This is a genomic window from Pseudomonas sp. SID14000, from assembly GCF_002165135.1.
Lineage (GTDB): Bacteria > Pseudomonadota > Gammaproteobacteria > Pseudomonadales > Pseudomonadaceae > Aquipseudomonas.
This window is the reverse complement of sequence record NZ_NFZQ01000009.1, coordinates 24,328-41,568: the sequence shown is the minus strand read 5'-3', so window position 1 is coordinate 41,568 and position 17,241 is coordinate 24,328. Positions and strand designations below refer to the sequence as shown.

The 17,241-nt window shown below is 63.0% G+C and carries 19 protein-coding genes and 1 tRNA gene; 10 read left to right on the top strand and 10 right to left on the bottom strand.

The features are described from left to right. Nucleotides 1-89 precede the first annotated feature (89 nt). The 6 genes from CAY82_RS14810 to CAY82_RS14785 all read left to right on the top strand — a co-directional run bounded on the left by CAY82_RS14810 (nt 90) and on the right by CAY82_RS14785 (nt 4,385). Nucleotides 90-166, top strand: a tRNA-Arg gene (locus tag CAY82_RS14810). A 216-nt stretch (nt 167-382) separates the two neighbouring features. Continuing rightward, on the top strand, nt 383-886 hold the full coding sequence (locus tag CAY82_RS14805) for a hypothetical protein (RefSeq protein ID WP_087501888.1): 504 nt from the start codon (nt 383-385) through the stop codon (nt 884-886). A gap of 11 nt (nt 887-897) precedes the next feature. Then, nucleotides 898-1,428, top strand: a complete 531-nt coding sequence (locus CAY82_RS14800) for a DUF5384 family protein (RefSeq protein ID WP_087501887.1) — start codon at nt 898-900, stop codon at nt 1,426-1,428. A 57-nt stretch (nt 1,429-1,485) separates the two neighbouring features. Then, a complete protein-coding gene (locus CAY82_RS14795; RefSeq protein WP_087501886.1) occupies nt 1,486-1,809 on the top strand; it encodes a hypothetical protein in 324 nt (107 codons plus the stop codon). 174 nt (nt 1,810-1,983) lie between these two features. After that, a complete protein-coding gene (locus CAY82_RS14790) occupies nt 1,984-3,714 on the top strand; it encodes a dipeptidase (RefSeq protein ID WP_087501885.1) in 1,731 nt (576 codons plus the stop codon). 233 nt (nt 3,715-3,947) lie between these two features. Beyond that, the gene (locus tag CAY82_RS14785; protein ID WP_087501884.1) at nt 3,948-4,385 is read left to right on the top strand and encodes a CBS domain-containing protein; all 438 of its coding nucleotides are present in this window, start codon (nt 3,948-3,950) and stop codon (nt 4,383-4,385) included. Between the two features lie 6 nt (nt 4,386-4,391). Here CAY82_RS14785 and CAY82_RS14780 read toward each other — a convergent pair whose 3' ends face one another. From CAY82_RS14780 to CAY82_RS14770, 3 genes are all read right to left on the bottom strand, one after another. Then, nucleotides 4,392-5,030, bottom strand: a complete 639-nt coding sequence (locus tag CAY82_RS14780) for an NADH:ubiquinone oxidoreductase subunit N (protein ID WP_087501883.1) — start codon at nt 5,028-5,030, stop codon at nt 4,392-4,394. Between the two features lie 69 nt (nt 5,031-5,099). Then, nucleotides 5,100-5,342, bottom strand: a complete 243-nt coding sequence (locus CAY82_RS14775) for a DUF2789 domain-containing protein (RefSeq protein ID WP_063914405.1) — start codon at nt 5,340-5,342, stop codon at nt 5,100-5,102. Nucleotides 5,343-5,403: 61 nt separating this feature from the next. After that, nucleotides 5,404-5,862, bottom strand: coding sequence for an aminoacyl-tRNA deacylase (locus CAY82_RS14770; protein WP_087501882.1), 459 nt, complete (start codon nt 5,860-5,862; stop codon nt 5,404-5,406). A 98-nt stretch (nt 5,863-5,960) separates the two neighbouring features. Between CAY82_RS14770 and CAY82_RS14765 the strand changes: the two genes are divergently transcribed. Both CAY82_RS14765 and CAY82_RS14760 read left to right on the top strand, forming a co-directional pair. After that, a complete protein-coding gene (locus CAY82_RS14765; RefSeq protein ID WP_087501881.1) occupies nt 5,961-7,307 on the top strand; it encodes a nodulation protein NfeD in 1,347 nt (448 codons plus the stop codon). Between the two features lie 2 nt (nt 7,308-7,309). Continuing rightward, on the top strand, nt 7,310-8,062 hold the full coding sequence (locus CAY82_RS14760; RefSeq protein ID WP_087501880.1) for a slipin family protein: 753 nt from the start codon (nt 7,310-7,312) through the stop codon (nt 8,060-8,062). Between the two features lie 74 nt (nt 8,063-8,136). On the opposite strand, the gene CAY82_RS14755 is transcribed toward CAY82_RS14760, so the two are convergent. Further along, nucleotides 8,137-8,769: a LysE family transporter gene (locus tag CAY82_RS14755; protein WP_087501879.1), complete on the bottom strand. Its 633-nt coding sequence runs from the start codon at nt 8,767-8,769 to the stop codon at nt 8,137-8,139. A gap of 211 nt (nt 8,770-8,980) precedes the next feature. Next, nucleotides 8,981-10,891 carry an ATP-binding cassette domain-containing protein gene (locus tag CAY82_RS14750; RefSeq protein ID WP_087501878.1) on the bottom strand — a complete coding sequence of 637 codons (1,911 nt, stop codon included), beginning with the start codon at nt 10,889-10,891 and terminating at the stop codon, nt 8,981-8,983. A 50-nt stretch (nt 10,892-10,941) separates the two neighbouring features. Between CAY82_RS14750 and CAY82_RS14745 the strand changes: the two genes are divergently transcribed. Next, entirely contained in the window at nt 10,942-11,424 is a 483-nt protein-coding gene (locus tag CAY82_RS14745) for a TIGR02444 family protein (RefSeq protein WP_087501877.1), read from the top strand. Here the strand turns inward: CAY82_RS14745 and CAY82_RS14740 are convergent. Then, the gene (locus CAY82_RS14740; RefSeq protein WP_087501876.1) at nt 11,400-12,407 is read right to left on the bottom strand and encodes an AlgP family protein; all 1,008 of its coding nucleotides are present in this window, start codon (nt 12,405-12,407) and stop codon (nt 11,400-11,402) included. The two genes, CAY82_RS14745 and CAY82_RS14740, sit on opposite strands and share 25 nt — an antisense overlap. 379 nt (nt 12,408-12,786) lie before the next feature. Here CAY82_RS14740 and CAY82_RS14735 point away from each other — a divergent pair, with 379 nt between their 5' ends. Continuing rightward, nucleotides 12,787-13,425 (top strand): FKBP-type peptidyl-prolyl cis-trans isomerase, encoded by a 639-nt coding sequence (locus tag CAY82_RS14735; protein ID WP_087501875.1) that lies wholly within the window; start codon nt 12,787-12,789, stop codon nt 13,423-13,425. 9 nt (nt 13,426-13,434) lie between these two features. Here the strand turns inward: CAY82_RS14735 and rsd are convergent, their stop codons facing one another. From rsd to CAY82_RS14715, 4 genes are all read right to left on the bottom strand, one after another. After that, nucleotides 13,435-13,905, bottom strand: coding sequence for a sigma D regulator (gene rsd, locus CAY82_RS14730; RefSeq protein ID WP_087501874.1), 471 nt, complete (start codon nt 13,903-13,905; stop codon nt 13,435-13,437). Between the two features lie 230 nt (nt 13,906-14,135). Next, nucleotides 14,136-14,642, bottom strand: coding sequence for a disulfide bond formation protein B (locus tag CAY82_RS14725; protein WP_087501873.1), 507 nt, complete (start codon nt 14,640-14,642; stop codon nt 14,136-14,138). 221 nt (nt 14,643-14,863) lie between these two features. After that, nucleotides 14,864-16,102 carry a heme biosynthesis protein HemY gene (locus CAY82_RS14720; RefSeq protein ID WP_087501872.1) on the bottom strand — a complete coding sequence of 413 codons (1,239 nt, stop codon included), beginning with the start codon at nt 16,100-16,102 and terminating at the stop codon, nt 14,864-14,866. After that, entirely contained in the window at nt 16,099-17,199 is a 1,101-nt protein-coding gene (locus CAY82_RS14715) for a uroporphyrinogen-III C-methyltransferase (RefSeq protein ID WP_087501871.1), read from the bottom strand. Before CAY82_RS14715 ends, CAY82_RS14720 begins: the two co-directional genes overlap by 4 nt. Nucleotides 17,200-17,241 lie beyond the last annotated feature (42 nt).

The following is a 17,241-nucleotide window of genomic DNA, read 5'->3' as shown; positions in this document are numbered from 1 at the left end:
AAGAGGCCGGCACAGGCAACAGGGAAAAAACAGCCACAGATCAAGGCGATGGACGCCACCGGATCAGATGGGTATCATGCGTGCGCGTTGCACTCGTAGCTCAGCTGGATAGAGTACTGCCCTCCGAAGGCAGGGGTCGTGGGTTCGAATCCCGCCGAGTGCGCCATATCCCTTACAAAGCCCGCCTTGCGCGGGCTTTGTCGTTTCTGCAAGACAGCGCCGGGCTACTCGCGTTATTTCGTTTGGCACTTACCAAAGCCAGCTTTAATCCTGATGGCTTTACCTGGTTGGATCCACCTGCTTAGAATAGTGGCATTATGCCTCATCCTTCAGATGAGTTGTCGCAAGGTTAACTACACCCTCCAGGGAATCAGGAATGAAAATGCTGAAACACTGTCTGGCCTTGACCATCGCCGCTACGCTCGTGGGTTGCCAGGCGACCGGTGAGCAATACCAATCCGATGTGTTCGATGCCAGCCAGGTAAACACCCAGCAGGAAGCCAAGACCGTGAAAATCATCACGGTCTCGCCGACCAAGATCAAGGTCAGCAACGAGAAGAACCAGAAGGCCGCAATGGTGGTTGGTGGTGTGCTGGGCGCGCTGGGTGGTGCAGCGTTGGGTGCGGGCCACAACAAGGACACCGCGATCATCGGCGGCGTGGCAGGCGGTGGCGCCGGTGCCCTGGCCGGCTCCCTGGTCAGCGATACCTCACTGGTGCCTGGCGTGCTGATCGGCTACTCGGAAAACGGCAAGATCTACACCTCCGCCCAGGTTGGCCGCCCATGCGATTTCGAAGTGGGTGGCATTTCCCTGATGGTCATGACCATCTCGAACGAAACACGCATCCAGCCAAATGCGACCTGCCCAGATCCGAAAAAGAGCTGAGGCCTGAACACATGAAGCACTTTGTTCTGGGCACCGCCCTCGCACTGTCTGCCGCCACTGCCGCGGCGGGCCAGTTCGATCAGCTCTACCAGATCGAACAGCAGACCAGGCAATCCGAAGCCGCACTGGAAACCGAGCGCCTGCGCCAGGCCGCCGCCGCCGAGCAGCGCGCCGAAGCTCGCGAAGCCGCTGCCCGCCAGCAGCGCGCAGCGGCCCAGCGTGCCTCCGCGCAGCGTGCCGCCGAGAAACAGCAGGCGCAAGCAGCCGAGCGCAAGCGCGTGCAGACCCGCGAAGAAGCCTACGAGGACGAGATGCGTGCGCTGGAACTGGAAGAGCGCCGCCTGGCCCTGCAGGCGAAAAAGGCAAAGGTCGCCCGCGCCAACGACTACATCGATGCCGAGCTGCGCGACAGTGCCGCACGCACCGATGTGATCCAGTCCAATGCCGACTCCGCACGCAACGTCACCTCAGGCGCCAAGTCGCTGCTTGAGGATTCCGGCAAGGCAGAAGTGAAACGCGCCGGCAGTCTGTTCGGCGAGTAACCATCCTGGTGCAGTCCCGGCCTGCCGGCCGGGGCCGCCCGTTGCAGAGACAACATCATGCTACGTCTGATCATGCTGGCCACAGCTGGCCTGCTGCTGAGCGGCTGCCTGCAGGAAGAAGCACAGTTCCCCACCGTCGACCTGCACGGCCGCTTGGTCGTCGACCAGGAAATGACCGCCTCGCGCCAGGCGCAGGGCATCCAGGGCGAGTACTTCAAGCGCGTCCTGAGCGTGAACGGCCAGGACATGGCCTTCAATGACTTCGTCCAGCAATACTGCCCGGACAGCAACACCCGCAACGAAACCTGCATCAAGGCCTTCCGCATCAAGAAAATCGACGATGTCAGCGGTGCTACAAGGTTCCTGCCCAACGGACTGTAATCACCGTTCGAAGTACTGGAAAGGCCCCGGCAACCCGCCCGGGGCTTTTTCATTTGTGCGACATGTCGCGTTTCTGGTACTCCCGTACCACAGACCATTGGTGTTAGCGTGGGCGTCTTCCCGTTTCCCGGCGGGTAAACCACAACAATGATTGGCGAAGGAATGCGCACAACCATGTACCTGAAAAAACTCACCGCCACCACCCTGCTGCTGGCCAGCATGGGCCTGTTCATCCAGCCGGCCCAGGCCAACCTTACCCAACAGCAGTCCGCAGCCATCGTCAAAGCCTTCGACGGCAGCGACCCAAGCGACTTCAAACAGTTCCTCGGCAAGCTCAAAGGCAGCGACCTGGCCACGGCTGACAACCTCGCGGCAACCCTCGATGCCTACCTGGCTGGCAAGCCATTGCCTGCCGAACAGCAGAACGAGATCAACCGCCTGCTCGGCCTGTATACCCGCATCAAGTACGGCAAGGCTGCCAGCGAAACCCTGCGTGAACTGGTGGCCATCCCCACCTTCAACGTCGAAGGCACACCGCAGCACGAGAACCCCGAATTCCTTAGGATCGCCGACAAGATCAAGGCCCTGGCCGACAGCTTCGGCCTGGCTTTCCGCAATATCGACAACCGGGTGTACGAGATTTCGCTGGGCAGCGGCAAGGAAGTGGTCGGCATCCATGCCCACGCCGACGTGGTACCGGTCAACCCGGACAACTGGAAGCTGGCCGATGGCACACGCCTGGACCCGTTCAAAGTCACCCTGGTCGGCGACCGCATGTACGGCCGCGGCACCGAAGACGACAAGAACGGCATTGTCGTGGCGATGTACGCGCTGAAAGTGGCCAAGGACGAGAACCTGCCGCTGGCCCGCCAGTTCAAGCTGCTGATCGACACCACTGAAGAAACCAGCGGCGATGCCATCCCCTACTACTTCGAGCGCAACCCCACGCCCGACTACAACCTGGCGCTCGATGGCGGCTACCCGGTGATCATCGCCGAGAAAGGCTACGGCACGGTCATGGCCAGCTTCAGCAAACGCCCGGCCAGTGGCAAGGGTGCCGAGATCGTCAACCTGACCGGCGGCCTGGCCACCAACCAGATCCCGACTACCTCGGTCGCAACCCTGCTCGCCGACAACCCGGCGAAGCTGGCCAAGCAGTTGGAAAAAGCCGGCGCCGATTACGTGAAGCGCAATGGCGGTGACTTCAGCATCGCTGCCAAGGCCGAGGACAAGCAGGTATTGCTCACCGTGACCGGCGTTTCCGCCCACTCTTCAGAGCCGGAGTCCGGGGTCAACCCGGTGGCGCGCATGCTTGGTTTCATCAACGGCCTTGGCCAGCAGGTGCCGCTCAAGCACAACCACTTCACCGACGCCGCCCGCTACGCCGCCGACAACTGGGGCCTGGACTACCTGGGCAACAAGCTCGGCGTGGCCTTCAAGGACCCGTTCATGGGCCCGCTGACCGCTTCGCTGACCTTTGTCGGGGTGGATGAGAAAGGCCTGAAACTGGCGGTGAACCTGCGCATTCCGAAAGGCAAGCCAATTGCCACGATCAAGGACGAACTGGCCGACAAACTGGGCAAATGGACCCGGAAAAGCCACACATCGGTGGCCTTCGACTATAGCCTGGACGAGCCGATGTACCGCAACCCCGAGGGCGAATGGGTCAAGGCCCTGCTTGCCGTGGCCACCGAGAACCTGGGCATGAAGCACGAGTTCGGTACCTCCGCGGGTGCGACCTCGGTACACGACCTGCCCAACGGCGTGCAGTTCGGCCTGGCCATGCCGGATGTGAAGTACACCGGGCACAACGACAACGAGTTCAAGACCGTGGAACAGTTCATGCTGGACTTGCAGGTTGTGAGCGAGATGGTGGCGCGGATCGGGCAGATGCCGAAGCTCTGAGCCAACTCTACCGGCCTCTTCGCGGCTAAAGCCGCTCCCACAGGGACTGCGCCGCCTTTGAAAGCTGTGCGATTTCTGTGGGAGCGGCTTTAGCCGCGAAGAGGCCGGCACAGGCCACCACTCATGACGTTTTTCAATCGACTCGATGCCGTTTCCTGCATTGCCGTGCAGAGCGCCGTGCCGGATGCTTTATTTACTCCGAGACATCGCTTTTTCCACCCGCAGAGGCCTGTATGAAGACCGTCGAACAAATCCTCAAGACCAAGTCCCAACACCAGACCGTGTACACCATCGGCCCGGATGACTCGGTACTCGACGCCCTGAAGCTGCTGGCGGAGAAAAACGTCGGCGCGCTGCCCGTGGTCGAGGACAACCAGGTGGTGGGTATCGTCAGTGAACGGGACTACGCGCGCAAACTGGTACTCAAGGGCCGCTCGTCCGCCGCTACCCCAGTACGCGAGATCATGAGTGCTCCGGTGGTCACCGTGGAACCGAAACAGAACCTCGAGTACTGCATGAACCTGATGACCAACCGCCACCTGCGCCACCTGCCGGTGGTCAATAATGGCGAGCTGCTGGGCCTGCTGTCGATCGGTGACCTGGTCAAGGAAACCATCGCCGAACAGGCCCGCCTGATCCTGCAACTGGAGCAATACATCCGCGGTGAATGAAGCGCCTCAGTGGTAGGCGCGCTCCAGCTCGTCCAACTGATGGTCGAAGCTGCGCAGGCGCGCCGACCAGGTGTACACCAGCACTTCCAGGTCCCTGTTGAGCACGGCGGTATTGCCATGGCCACTTCGGGTTGGCTCGCCCAGATCCAGCTGGTAGCGTTCACGGGCCATGGCCTGGGCCACGCTGGACAAGTCGCGGGCATTGGCCAGCCAATGGTGATGATGGTCATGAATTTCGCGGTCGAGCAAGCGGCACTGGCGTTTCAGGGCATCCAGGCTCTGTTCCAGCGGCGTGCCCTTGAGCTCGCCCATGACCTCTTCGAAGGTGCGCCCCGAATGCCAGTAGCTACCCCAGAAATAGCGGTCGAACACCGTTTCGACGCGGCGCAGCGCGACCTTGGTGTTCCAGATGGTCAGCAACGTTCGCCCCTGCACCACCTCGCGTTTGTTCAGGTGCAACTGCTGCCAGGCGATCCAGGCCAGCGCCACCAGTGCAACCGCCGCAGTGACAGCGGCAGCGGCGTACAGGAAATGCACCGCCTGGTTCATCTGTTGCGTCTGCCTGATGCCATAGAAGTAACTGGCCGTCAGGGTGCCCAGGATCGTCACGGAACACCAGAAACCTGGTGCGTAGGGATCTTTCATCGCGCTATCCCCTTATTGTTTTCCTGAGCATAGCAACGGCCAATCACTCGTCAGGTGCCACTCGGCGCTTTATTTTCGAGGGCGGCGCAATGCTTCGTTGAGTTGATCGAACGGCTCCGCCCAGTCGGCGTCTTCGTTGATGCTGTCCTTGAGAAACTCGCGCTGGGAAGCATTCCAGAACGGCGCATCCACCAGTTTGATGTCGTTCTTCAGTGGCGAGTGGCTGGCGATGAACTGATCGATGCTCACCGCATCATCAGGCAGGCCCAGTTGTTTGAACAGCTCGGCAAAGGGATGGATCGGCGCTTCCATGGTTCCTCCTGAGTGCCAGGCAAGCCGTCCACGACGCCCGCCTGGCATGGTTGTGAAAACATCAGCACAGCTCGCGCACTTCGGCGTGCGGCACCAGTTTCATGTACTGCTCCATGCTCATGTGGATCAGGTGATCGTGGTCACCCGCTTCCAGGTAGACATCGCCCTGGCGGGTCAGGCTCGGGTCGAGCAGCATTTTTATCTGGTAGGCATCGCCAAGGGCTGGCACGGCCCCCCGCTCGCAGTCACCGAACAGGCTCGGCAGGCCGCTTTCACGGGTCAGTTGCCAGGCCCCGGACATGCGTACCTTGGTCATGTCCAGATGCCGGTTGGCCGGTAGCACGGCCATGATGTAGTTGCCATGACGGTCATCGAGCATCACCGACTTGGCGACCCGCTCGGCGGGTACGCCGGCCGTGCGGGCCGACTCCAGGCTGGTGGCCGAATGTGGATGGGGAATGATGTCGTAGTCGCAGTTGGCCTTGTCCAGGCGGTCCTGCAGGGTCTTTGCCATACGCATGATGCACCTCCGGTTTCGCCCCCCAATGTCCAATTTTAGGCCTGACAGCGGCGGGCAGGGCTAAACTTGTGCAATACAGGCAAACGAGGTGACGACAGGTGATCGCCCGCTGCTGGCGCTGGCTGTTGCTGCTGTTGCTGCTTGGCATCACGCCAGGCGGTCAGGCAGCGCCCGGTGCAGTCTGGGTGTTGCGTATCGATGACGCCATCGGCCCGGCCAGCGCCGACTACCTGGTGCGCAGTCTCGACCAGGCCCAGGCGCAGGGCGCGCATCTGGTGGTTATCCGCATGGACACCCCGGGGGGGCTGGACAGCGCCATGCGCCAGATGATCAAGGCGATTCTCGCCAGCCCCGTACCGGTCGCCACCTTCGTCGCCCCCAGCGGTGCCCGCGCCGCCAGCGCTGGCACTTATATCCTCTACGCCAGCCATGTCGCGGCCATGGCGCCCGGTACCAATCTGGGCGCCGCCACACCCGTGCAGATCGGCGCCCCGCCAGGCACGCCCAAGGACGATAAAGCCAAAGGCAGTGATGACGAAACCCTCGCGCGCAAGCAGGTCAACGATGCGGCGGCCTACATTCGTGGCCTGGCGCAGCTACGCGGGCGCAATGCCGACTGGGCGGAGAAGGCCGTGCGCGAGGCGGTCAGCCTGTCCGCAAGCGAGGCCTTGCGGCTGAACGTGATCGACCAGGTGGCCGATGACCTGCCCGACCTGCTGCGCAAGCTCGATGGCAAAACACTAACTGTCGCTGGCCAGCCCCTGCAGTTGCAGACCGCCGGTGCCAGCCTGGTCGAGCACCTGCCGGACTGGCGCACACGGGTGCTGGCGGTAATCACCAACCCCAGCGTGGCGCTGATTCTGATCATGATCGGCGTGTACGGCCTGCTGTTCGAGTTCATGAACCCCGGCTCTACGGTAGGTGGCGTGGTCGGCGGCATCTGCCTGCTGCTGGCGCTGTATGCCCTCCAGCTGTTGCCGGTGAGCTTTGCCGGGGTGGCGCTGATATTGCTCGGCATCGCCTTCATGATTGCCGAAGCCTTCCTGCCCAGTTTCGGCGTGGTCGGCTTTGGCGGCATCGTCGCCTTTGTGGTAGGCGCGCTGATCCTGATCGACACCGATGCACCCGGTTTCGGCATTCCGCTGGCCCTGATCGGCACGCTGGCAGTGCTCTCGGCGCTGCTGATCGGCGGTGTGCTGGGCATGGCCCTCAAGGCCCGCCGACGGGCGCTGGTCAGCGGTGACGCCGGCCTGGTCGGAAGCCTGGTCACCGTTACCCAGGTGATGGCGGGCAACCCGTTCTGTGGCTTTGTGCTGGCCCAGGGCGAGCAATGGCAGGCGCAGTGTGCAACGCCACTGCAAGCGGGCCAGAACGTGCGGGTGACCGCGCGCCATGGCGTCATGCTGGAAGTGAGCGCCGCCGCGCCCGCGGCGCAAGGAGAATGACCATGTTCATGCAATTGGGCTTCGGCGCGGTGCTGATCGTGCTGACGATGCTGTTGCTGTCGGCGTTCCGCATCCTGCGCGAATACGAGCGCGGCGTGGTGTTCCAGCTGGGGCGCTTCTGGCAGGTGAAGGGGCCGGGGCTGATCCTGTTGATCCCGGTAATCCAGCAAATGGTGCGGGTCGACCTGCGCACCGTGGTACTGGATGTGCCGCCGCAGGATGTGATCACCCGCGACAACGTCTCGGTCAAGGTCAACGCCGTGCTCTACTTCCGCGTACTCGACCCGCAGAAGGCGATCATCCAGGTCGAGGATTTCCTCGTGGCGACCAGCCAGCTGGCCCAGACCACGCTGCGTGCGGTGCTCGGCAAGCACGAACTGGATGAACTGCTTGCCGAACGCGAGCAACTGAACTCGGACATTCGCCAGGTGCTGGATGCACAGACCGATGCCTGGGGCATCAAGGTGGCCAACGTGGAGATCAAGCATGTCGACCTCAACGAATCGATGGTGCGCGCCATTGCCCGCCAGGCCGAGGCCGAGCGTGAACGGCGGGCCAAGGTGATCCATGCCGAGGGTGAGTTGCAGGCGTCGGAGAAGCTGATGCAGGCCGCGCAGATGCTGAGCAAGGAGCCGGGGGCGATGCAGTTGCGCTACATGCAGACGCTGGGGACGATAGCCGGGGACAAGAGTTCGACCATCGTCTTTCCGCTGCCGGTGGATTTGCTCAAGGGGTTGGTGGACAAGCAGAAATAGCAAAGGCCGCTACGCGATCCCTGTAGGAGCGGCCTTGTGTCGCGATAGGGCTGCAAAGCAGCCCCCTGGGTCGATCAGACTGGCGCGCGGCGCAGGGTCGCCAGGAAGGTAGCCGCGCCAATGAACAACCCGGCGAACGTCCGGTTCAAACGCTTCTGCTGTTTGGGCGTACGCAGCAAGCGCAACACCCGCGCAGCCAACCCGGTGTACCCCGCCATCACCAGCATATCCACGGTGACCATGGTCACCGTGATCGCCACATACTGGGGCAACAGCGGTTCATGCGGATTGATGAACTGCGGCAGCACCGCCAGCATGAACACCAGCGCCTTGGGGTTGCTGACGTTGACCAGGAAGCCACGGAACACCAGGCTCAGCGGTTTACCGAGCGGGCGCACGGCGGATTCGTCGCTCATGTCCATGGGTAGAGCACGCCACTGCTTGTAGGCCAGGTAGATGAGGTAGGCGACACCGAACCATTTGATGACCTGGAAGGCCGTGGCCGAGGCGGCCAGGACGGCGCCGACGCCGGCGGCGATGATGGCGATCTGCACGATCAGGCCCAGTTGCAGGCCCAGAGCATTCCAGTAACCACGCCAGAAGCCGTATTGCAGGCCGCTTGACATCGAGGCAATCGCCCCGGCGCCGGGTGAAAGGCTGATCACCCAACAGGCGGCAAAGAAGCCCAACCACACTTCCATCGACATCACACACCTCGCTCGAACAAATGTTGCAAAACGTTAAGCTAAGGTGTTGGTGAAAAAATAACCAGCAATTTCTGCAGGATTTGTACTGCCTGCGCTGGCCTCTTCGCGGGTAAACCCGCTCCCACAGGTATCGCGCTACCCCCAAGGGCTGTGGAGGTCTTGTGGGAGCGGGTTTACCCGCGAAGAGGCCAGATCAGGCAGCACAGTCCTTTCAGGACAGTGCCTCGAGCTCGGCCTGCATGCTTTCGAGGGTTTCCAACGCTTCCATCCAGGCCTCTTCCAGTTCGCCTTCGCGCTGCTTGAGCTTGGTCTGGCGCGCCAGCAGATCACGCAACTCGTCCTTGCGCGCCGCGTCGTAGAGGCCGCCATCACCCAATGCGGTCTCGATTTCGGCCAGTTGCGCGTGCACCTGGTTTAGCTCGGTCTCCAGCTTGTCGGCGGCCTTCTTGTGCGGGGCCAATTGCTGGCGCAAGGCTGCAGCAGCCTGGCGTTGGGCTTTCTTGTCGGTCTTGTCCGGGTTGACTGGGGCGGCACTGGCCGGCGCGCTGCGCTGGCGGTACTCGACCAGCCAGCGGCTGTAGTCGTCCAGGTCACCATCGAAGGTGTCGACCTTGCCGTCGGCCACCAGCAGGAAGTCGTCGGTGGTGCTCTTGAGCAGGTGACGGTCGTGGGACACCACCACCACTGCACCGGCGAACTCCTGCAAAGCCATGGTCAGCGCCAGGCGCATTTCCAGGTCGAGGTGGTTGGTCGGTTCGTCGAGCAACAGCAGGTTCGGCCGCTCCCAGGCGATCAGTGCAAGCGCCAGGCGGGCTTTTTCACCACCGGAGAAGTTCACCACCGGCTCGTCGACGCGGTCGCCATGGAAGTCGAAGCCCCCCAGGAAATCGCGCAGGGTCTGCTCACGTTCGGTGGGAGCGATGCGCTGCAGGTGTAGCAATGGGCTGGCCTTGTCGTCCAGCGAGTCCAGCTGGTGCTGGGCAAAGTAGCCCACCGCCAGGTTCTCGCCACGCACCAGGCGGCCCGACAGCGGCTGGAGCTCGCCCGCAAGGTTCTTGATCAGGGTCGACTTGCCGGCGCCGTTGGGGCCAAGCAGGCCAATGCGCGCGCCAGGGGTGAGCTGTAGCTTGACCTTGTCGAGGATGACCTTGTCAGCATAACCCAGGCGGCCTTCGGACAGGCTGAGCAACGGGCTGGAGATTTTCTGCGACTCGCGGAAGACGAAGTCGAACGGCGAATCGACATGCGCCGCCGACAGCTCCTCCATGCGCTCCAGTGCCTTGATCCGGCTCTGTGCCTGGCGGGCCTTGGTGGCCTGGGCCTTGAAGCGGGCAATGTACTTTTCCATGTGCGCACGCTGCGCCTGCTGCTTCTCGTAGGCCTGCTGCTGTTGCGCCAGGCGCTCGGCACGGGTGCGCTCGAAGGCAGTGTAGCCGCCCTTGTACAGGTTCAGCTTGCGCTGCTCGACGTGCAGCACATGGTCGACCACGGCGTCGAGGAAATCACGGTCGTGGGAGATCAACAACAGCGTGCCGGGGTAGCCCTTGAGCCAGTCCTCCAGCCACAGGATAGCGTCCAGGTCCAGGTGGTTGGTGGGCTCGTCGAGCAGCAACAGGTCGGACGGGCACATCAGAGCCTGTGCCAGGTTCAGGCGCATACGCCAGCCACCGGAGAAGTCGCCGACGCGGCGGTCCATCTGCTCGTTGGTGAAGCCCAGGCCGGCCAGCAACTTCCGTGCGCGGGCGTCGGCGGTATAGCCGTCGGCGCTATCCAGTTCACTGTGCAGGCGCGCCAGGGCGGTACCGTCGTGGGCCTGCTCGGCTGCGGCCAGATCGGCCTGGACCTTGCGCAGGCGCGCGTCGCCGTCGAGCACATAGTCCACGGCCAGGCGGTCGAGGGTGTCGACCTCCTGGCGCATGTGGGCGATGCGCCAGTCACCGGGCAGCTGGCAATCGCCGGCATCGGGCGACAGCTCACCGCGCAACAAGGCGAACAGGCTGGATTTTCCGGCGCCGTTGGCGCCGATCAGGCCGGCCTTGTGACCGGTGTGCAGGGTCATCTCGGCGCCTTCTAGCAAGCGCTGCGGACCACGCTGTAAAGTGAGGTTGGATAGTCTGATCATGATGGTCGCGGAGTCTACCAGCTTCCTCGACCCATAGCGCGAGTGGAACCATGCACACCGACCTGTGGAATCACGCCCTGGCCCTGTATGCCAGGCCCGGCGTGGAAGCGGCCTGCCTCGCCCTGCAGTCTCAGGGTGGCGATGTCTGTCTGCTGCTGTGCGCAACATGGCTGCAGGCGCGTGGCGTACCCGTGCAGGACGAACGCGTACAGGCATTGCGCGAGGTTACCGAGCCTTGGCAGCGCGAAGTGGTCAACCCATTGCGTAGCTTGCGCCAACAGTGGCGAGCAGCAGCGCAAAATGATGCGCAACTGGCGGCGTTGCGTGAGCAAGTGAAGGGGTTGGAGTTACAGGCCGAGAAAGCCTTGCTGGAGCGCTTGCAGGAGCGTTCTCGACAGTGGCCGGCGGGCACCCACGATCCCATGGACGACTGGCTGGCCCGGCTGGCGCCGGACCAGGCCCGCCGCCACGACGCGCTGGTTCGGTTGCGCGTCGCGGCGGCAGCGTTTCAGGACGCCGAGGACGGTGCCTGAACCAAGGTGCTGGCTGGTGCCGATGGCGCTACCGAAGCGGCCGGGGCGGCCGGGGTGCTGGCGGCAGGCGTAGCCGGTTTGACTTCGGCTGGCTTGCTGGCAACAGGTTTGGCAACAGCGGCTTTGGCCGGCGCTTTGGTCGCCACTGGCTTGGCTGCGGCAGCGGGCTTGGCCGCAGGCTTGGCAGCAGCAGTGGCTTTGGCAGCTGGCTTGGCTGCAGGCTTGGCAGCAGCAGTGGCTTTGGCAGCTGGCTTGGCTGCAGGCTTGGCGGCAGCAGTGGCTTTGGCAGCTGGCTTGGCTGCAGGCTTGGCAGCAGCAGTGGCTTTGGCAACTGGCTTGGCGGCAGGCTTGGCAGCAGCAGTGGCTTTGGCAGCTGGCTTGGCTGCAGCAGTGGCTTTGGCAGCTGGCTTGGCTGCAGCAGTGGCTTTGGCAGTTGGCTTGGCTGCAGGCTTGGCAGCAGCAGTGGCTTTGGCAGTTGGCTTGGCGGCAGGCTTGGCGGCAGCAGTGGCTTTGGCAGCTGGCTTGGCTGCAGCAGTGGCCCTGGTTGCAGGTTTGGCGGCTGCCGGTTTGGTGGTCTTGGCGGCACGCTGATCAAGCGCCTTGGCTGCAGCTTCGCGAACCTTGCCTACACCTTGGGCCAACTTGAGGCTGTCCTGGGCATCGCGTTTGAGTTGCTGAATATAAGAACGGGTCTGGGTTTGACGTTCCTTGAGGGAATCGAGCAGTTCTTCAAGTTCGCCAATGGCTTTTTGCGCTTTGCTCTGCGCCTTGGCTTTACCTGCCTTGGCCGCGTCTTGCAGTTTCAGGCGACCGTTGTGCAGTTTTTCCTGGGCCTTGCCACGCTGCTTTTCCAACTTGGCCAGCAGTTTTTCCGCATCAGCCAGCGCTTGCGAGCAGGCATTTTCCAAGTGTTCGAGCAAGCTGCCCGAAAGTTGCTGGAGCAGGTGTAACGGCGTACTTACTGGCTTCTTTTTGGCCGACATGGTTTACCTCCTGGCTGACGAGATTGCGGCTCATACTATGCTTCTGCTGCTACCGCCGCTAGGGCATGTTGACAGTAATATTCACGCCGCGTTGCATGCCTGGGCAAAGTTGTTATCTTGCAGCTCCGAGCAAGTGTAGTTGCTGAATAAATCATTGCTGATATTTGGCAGTTATCTGTATTGCACAGCCCCCTGTAGGAGCGGCCTTGTGTCGCGATGGGCTGCGGAGCAGCCCCAGGATTTCAGCGTCACCGCAGATATTGCCGGGGCTGCTTTGCAGCCCTGTCGCGACACAAGGCCGCTCCTACAAGGACCGCGAGCACACAATACAAAACTGAACACTGGCATACTTCCACGCTCATTGGCGCAGGAACTGACCATGCCTCGATATCTAGTTTTAGGTTTATGCCTGCTGGCACCCACCGCCCTGGCCGACAGCAAAGAACATGACCTCGCCTACAGCCTCGGCGCCAGCCTGGGTGAGCGGCTGCGTCAGGATATGCCGGGCCTGCAGCTGGATGCGCTGGTAGAAGGCCTGCGTCAGTCCTACCAGGGGCAACCGCTGAAACTCGACAAGGCACGCATGCAGGCCTTGCTCCAGCAGCAGGAGGCGCAGGAGGGCGATGCCGCAATGCAGAAGCTGCAAGCTGCCGAAACACGCTTCATGGCCAACGAGCGCGGTCGTTATGGCATGCACGAACTACCGGAGGGCGTGCTCTACAGCGAACTGCAAGCAGGTACAGGCGCGCAGCCCAAAGCCGGTGGCAAGGTGCAGGTGCGCTATGTGGGCAGGCTGCCAGACGGCTCGGTGTTCGACCAGAACCAGACTGCCCAGTGGTTCAGCCTGGATTCGGTGATCGAAGGGTGGCAGGTGGCCTTGCCAAAGATGCACGCTGGCGCCAAATGGCGCCTGGTGATTCCCTCAGCGCAAGCCTATGGTGCCGAGGGCGCAGGTGACCTGATCGCACCCTACACCCCCCTGGTGTTCGAAATCGAACTGCTGGCGGTTGACGACTGACGCCAACCTTCACGCCTGGACTGCGCCCTCTTCCTTGTGCGCGTTGTGCAGCACTTCGATCAGGCAGTCTTCCAGCTCGAAGCGCTCATGCAGCAGGGCGCCCAGCTTCTTCAACTTCTCGGCGAAGCGTTCGGTGTCCTTGCACTCGCCCTTTGCGCAATGGTCATTGAAGGCCAGTGCAATCTGGGTAATGTCGTTGATCCGTGGGTTGATCTCTTCGGCAAGCTTCAGCGCCTTCTCGTCTCCGAAAGCCTTGGCCTCACTGACCAACTGCTCGCAGACCTCGAAATGCCACGCCGAAACGTAGTCGACAAGGAGTGCGCAGAAGTCCCCGTTCGTGTCCTTGTCGGCGAAGGCCGGCCTGGCATCGCGCAGGGCGCGGAAAGCCTGCACCAATTCCTGGCGCTCCTGCAGCCAGCGGTCGATCAGATCGTGAACCCCACCCCAGCGTTCCTGAGCGTTCTGACAACTATCGAGCATGGCGATCTCTTCCCTTCTGGGTGGATGCCGCTGCACCTCGCACCACGACCGTGCAGCACAAAGGTGACATCAGCAGGCGGCATCGAGCAGTTGTGTTTTCGGTATGCGTGCTGGGAGAGTATTCCCGCGCGTGCTGCCCTTCAAGGTACGCATCGGACAAAGTTCATACAAGTGTTTAATACCCTGTTACACGGCCATTGGTCGTGCCAATGACCCAACCTTGCGCCAGGTCATGTTCTCGCCAGGGTGCGGAAACGATACGCCAACAGGCAGCTCAAGGGCAGCACCGCCAGCAGCAGGAAGGCCAGCAGGCTCCACTCCGGCAGGGTCAGGTCTAGAAAGCTCCAGGTCAGCGAGTTGCAATCCGGGCCGCCGAACAACAGTTGCCTAGCCGCCTCGCTCCAGGACTGCTCGAACAGCCGCCCGATCGGTACCGGACAGACAGGGATTGCGCCATCAGCCCCCTGTAACCAGACATGTCGTGCTGCCAGCAACGCCCCGGCCAGCGAACAGCCCAGCGTTGCCCGCGCGTAACAGCGAATACCCGCCGTACCCGGTGCCTGCAGCACTGCCACCAGGCACAGCAGCGCGTAGACGCCAAGCAGCAGCCGCTGGCTGAAACACAGCGGGCACGGCACCAGTCGCAAGGCGCTTTCCAGGTGGAAGGACGCGGCCAGTACCGCCATTGCAGCGAGGCAGGCAGGTAGGAAAAAGGTGCGCAAACGGGCCGGCAGCATGGGCAGTGGAGGTCCCGAGATGATGAAGTGGCTTGAAACGGTAGAGGAAAGACGCGCTTTGTTTCAAGGCGCGACAGCAATGACAAGTCGCTGAATCGCGAAGGAAATTTCCAGGCACGCGGTAGGAAACATCTGAAGAAATGGACTGCAGATCTAACTTGCATCGGTAGACAAATTACCCGCCCCCGGAGCCCGCACCTTGGCGCGGGCCCTGGGGTAGGTCAGGCACGAACGCCGTCTGGCAAAGGCAAAGCGAGCAGGCGCTCGTCTAGCAGGCCGAGGCCTTCCTGGAACAGCTGGTTGCTGCGCTCGGTCTCGCCAAGGCCGGCGAGCAGGCGCGCCAGTTCGGCGCAGGCTTCGGGGTTGCGCTCCATGCGCAGGCTGCTTTCCAGGTAGTCGCGCGCCTTGCCCCACAGGCGGTTCTGCAGGCTCAGGCGGCCCAATGTCAGCAGCAGGCTGGCGTCTTGCGGGTGGGCCTTGAGCCAACCTTCGGCAGTTTGTAGCTGGCGCGCCGGGTCATCGCCGCGCACCAGGCCGTACAGGCGGGCCAGGTGGCTTTCGTATTCACGCTTGAGTGCGGTGCGCAGCACTTGTTCGGCTTCGCTCTGGGCACCCACCTGGCGCAATTGCTCCGCGTAGGCCAGCACCAGTTGTGGCTCCTGGCGCTGGGCCGAGGTCAGTTGCTGCCAGGCGCGTTCCAAGGCCTGGCGGGCACTTTGCGAGTCCTGGCCACGGGTGGTGGCCAGGCTCAGGTTCTGGCCCCAGGCACGTTGCTCCAGGGCTGCCAGCTCGGCGGCCGGCAGCACCTTGCCCTTGCGCAGGTCAGGCAGCAGACGGATCAGTGCCGACCAGTCACCACGTTCCAGATACAGGCGCTGCAGCAGGCGCAGTACCTGGGTGTTGTGCGGGTGGCGCTCCTGCATGGCCAACAGGGTTTCCAGGGCGCCATCGCTTTCGCCACGGTCCATCTGCAACTGCGCATGGGTCAGGGCGATAGCCAGTTCCGCTTGCGGCTGGCGTTCCAGGGCCCGTTCCAGCAGGTTGTCGCTGTCCTCGGTTCGGCCTTGCTCGTTGGCGGCACGCGCGGCACCGAGGTAGAACAGCAACGGCTGGCGCTCGGCCTCGGCGGCACGATGCAGGTGGCGCTGGGCACTGGCCCAACGGCCCTCGGCGAGATCCAGTTGGCCTTGCTCGATGGCCAGACGAACGCGCCGGCTGCGATTACGCCGCGACCACGGGTTGACCACGCCGCTGGAAGTCAGCACCAGGCCGACCAGGTAGCGCACCAGCCACAACAGCACAATCACAGCCAGCAAGCCGGCCAGGGCCGCCCACAGCCCCGACTGGTAGCGGAAGCTGCCATAGGAGATCAGCACGTAGCCGCTGTGCTTGGCGACCGCAATACCCAGCGCTGCGGCGACCACGATCGCCAACACGGCCAGCAGGTAGACACGCTTCATGGCTTGCCCCCTTCAGCCTCGGCCGGCAGGTGTCGGCGCTGGATATAGGCCTGCACTGCGGCCAGGCTTTCGCTGAGGTCGGGGGTAACCACCGACACCGGCTGCTCGGCCAGGGTATTGAGGCTGTCGAGCATGGCTTTGCTTTGCGGGTTATCGGCGTTGAAGTTAGCCAGCAGCACGCTGCGGGCGTCGTCCAGCGCCTGGGTGTAGACCTTGGTATCGCCATTGAGCGCTGCCCACTGAGCCTGCTCGATGGTCAGGCTCAGGGCCAGGCGCAGCTGGTTCAGCTGCTGCCCGGCCAGCAGCGGTCGCACGTTGTCATCGGCGTTGAAGTCGATCTGGAAGTATTTGGAGATCTCGGCCCACCACTGCGACAGGCGACTGGCGCCATCACCATCGGCGGTCAGGGCACCGAGGGCATCGGCATTGCTGTCGAACTCCGGCGACTGGGCACTGAGTTGCTGCACCAGCTCGCGCTGCGCGGCCAGCTTCAGGAACAGGCCGGTGCGATCCGGTTGCTGGGTGCTGTTGAGCGTGGCCAGGCTGCGCGCCAGTTGCTCACGGGCGGCGAAAGCACCCGGATCGCTCTGCTCGCGCAGGATCTCGTCGGCCCCCTCGACCAGGGCCTTGGCACTGGTGATGTCCTGCAACGCCGACAGGCGCAGGGTGGCCAGACGCAGCAGGTGCTCAGCCTCGGCCAGGCGCCATTCCTTGCGACTTTCGCCTAGCACGGTTTCCAGACGCTGGCTGAGGCGTTGCTGGTCGCCTTGCAGCTGCGCCACCAGGCGGCGGCGGTCTTCCAGCTCGCTGGCGGCCGGCAGGCTGGCCAGTTGCGCGCTGATCTGCTGTTCACGCTGCTGCAGGGCCTCGGCGCGCTGGTTCAGCGCCTCGATGTGCTGGCCCTGGTTGAATTCGCTGCCTTGCAGTTGACGCACCTGCCAGGCACCCCAGCCACCTACCGCCACCCCTGCCGCGCCCAGCAGCAGGGCCAGCGTTGCCAGGCCACTGCCGGAGCGCTTGGCAGCTGGGGCGGTGACGGGTTCCGCCGGCGCCTGTGCCGACGGTTGATCGTTATTGGACAAGACAGTCTCGCTCACGTATCCATCCTTTGCATGGGGGCGCATCGCGTTCAGCTTAGC

What these genes read in the sequence shown, in the direction of transcription:
- CAY82_RS14775 (WP_063914405.1), bottom strand. Translation starts at nt 5,342, where the DNA reads ATGGAAGCGCCGATCCATCCCTTTGCCGAGCTGTTCAAACAACTGGGC.
- CAY82_RS14780 (WP_087501883.1), bottom strand. Translation starts at nt 5,030, where the DNA reads ATGAAAGATCCCTACGCACCAGGTTTCTGGTGTTCCGTGACGATCCTG.
- CAY82_RS14800 (WP_087501887.1), top strand. Translation starts at nt 898, where the DNA reads ATGAAGCACTTTGTTCTGGGCACCGCCCTCGCACTGTCTGCCGCCACT.
- CAY82_RS14805 (WP_087501888.1), top strand. Translation starts at nt 383, where the DNA reads ATGCTGAAACACTGTCTGGCCTTGACCATCGCCGCTACGCTCGTGGGT.
- CAY82_RS14725 (WP_087501873.1), bottom strand. Translation starts at nt 14,642, where the DNA reads ATGCTGCCGGCCCGTTTGCGCACCTTTTTCCTACCTGCCTGCCTCGCT.
- CAY82_RS14770 (WP_087501882.1), bottom strand. Translation starts at nt 5,862, where the DNA reads ATGCGTATGGCAAAGACCCTGCAGGACCGCCTGGACAAGGCCAACTGC.
- CAY82_RS14735 (WP_087501875.1), top strand. Translation starts at nt 12,787, where the DNA reads ATGCCTCGATATCTAGTTTTAGGTTTATGCCTGCTGGCACCCACCGCC.
- CAY82_RS14790 (WP_087501885.1), top strand. Translation starts at nt 1,984, where the DNA reads ATGTACCTGAAAAAACTCACCGCCACCACCCTGCTGCTGGCCAGCATG.
- CAY82_RS14740 (WP_087501876.1), bottom strand. Translation starts at nt 12,407, where the DNA reads ATGTCGGCCAAAAAGAAGCCAGTAAGTACGCCGTTACACCTGCTCCAG.
- CAY82_RS14750 (WP_087501878.1), bottom strand. Translation starts at nt 10,891, where the DNA reads ATGATCAGACTATCCAACCTCACTTTACAGCGTGGTCCGCAGCGCTTG.
- CAY82_RS14760 (WP_087501880.1), top strand. Translation starts at nt 7,310, where the DNA reads ATGTTCATGCAATTGGGCTTCGGCGCGGTGCTGATCGTGCTGACGATG.
- rsd (WP_087501874.1), bottom strand. Translation starts at nt 13,905, where the DNA reads ATGCTCGATAGTTGTCAGAACGCTCAGGAACGCTGGGGTGGGGTTCAC.
- CAY82_RS14755 (WP_087501879.1), bottom strand. Translation starts at nt 8,769, where the DNA reads ATGTCGATGGAAGTGTGGTTGGGCTTCTTTGCCGCCTGTTGGGTGATC.
- CAY82_RS14720 (WP_087501872.1), bottom strand. Translation starts at nt 16,102, where the DNA reads ATGAAGCGTGTCTACCTGCTGGCCGTGTTGGCGATCGTGGTCGCCGCA.
- CAY82_RS14785 (WP_087501884.1), top strand. Translation starts at nt 3,948, where the DNA reads ATGAAGACCGTCGAACAAATCCTCAAGACCAAGTCCCAACACCAGACC.
- CAY82_RS14795 (WP_087501886.1), top strand. Translation starts at nt 1,486, where the DNA reads ATGCTACGTCTGATCATGCTGGCCACAGCTGGCCTGCTGCTGAGCGGC.
- CAY82_RS14745 (WP_087501877.1), top strand. Translation starts at nt 10,942, where the DNA reads ATGCACACCGACCTGTGGAATCACGCCCTGGCCCTGTATGCCAGGCCC.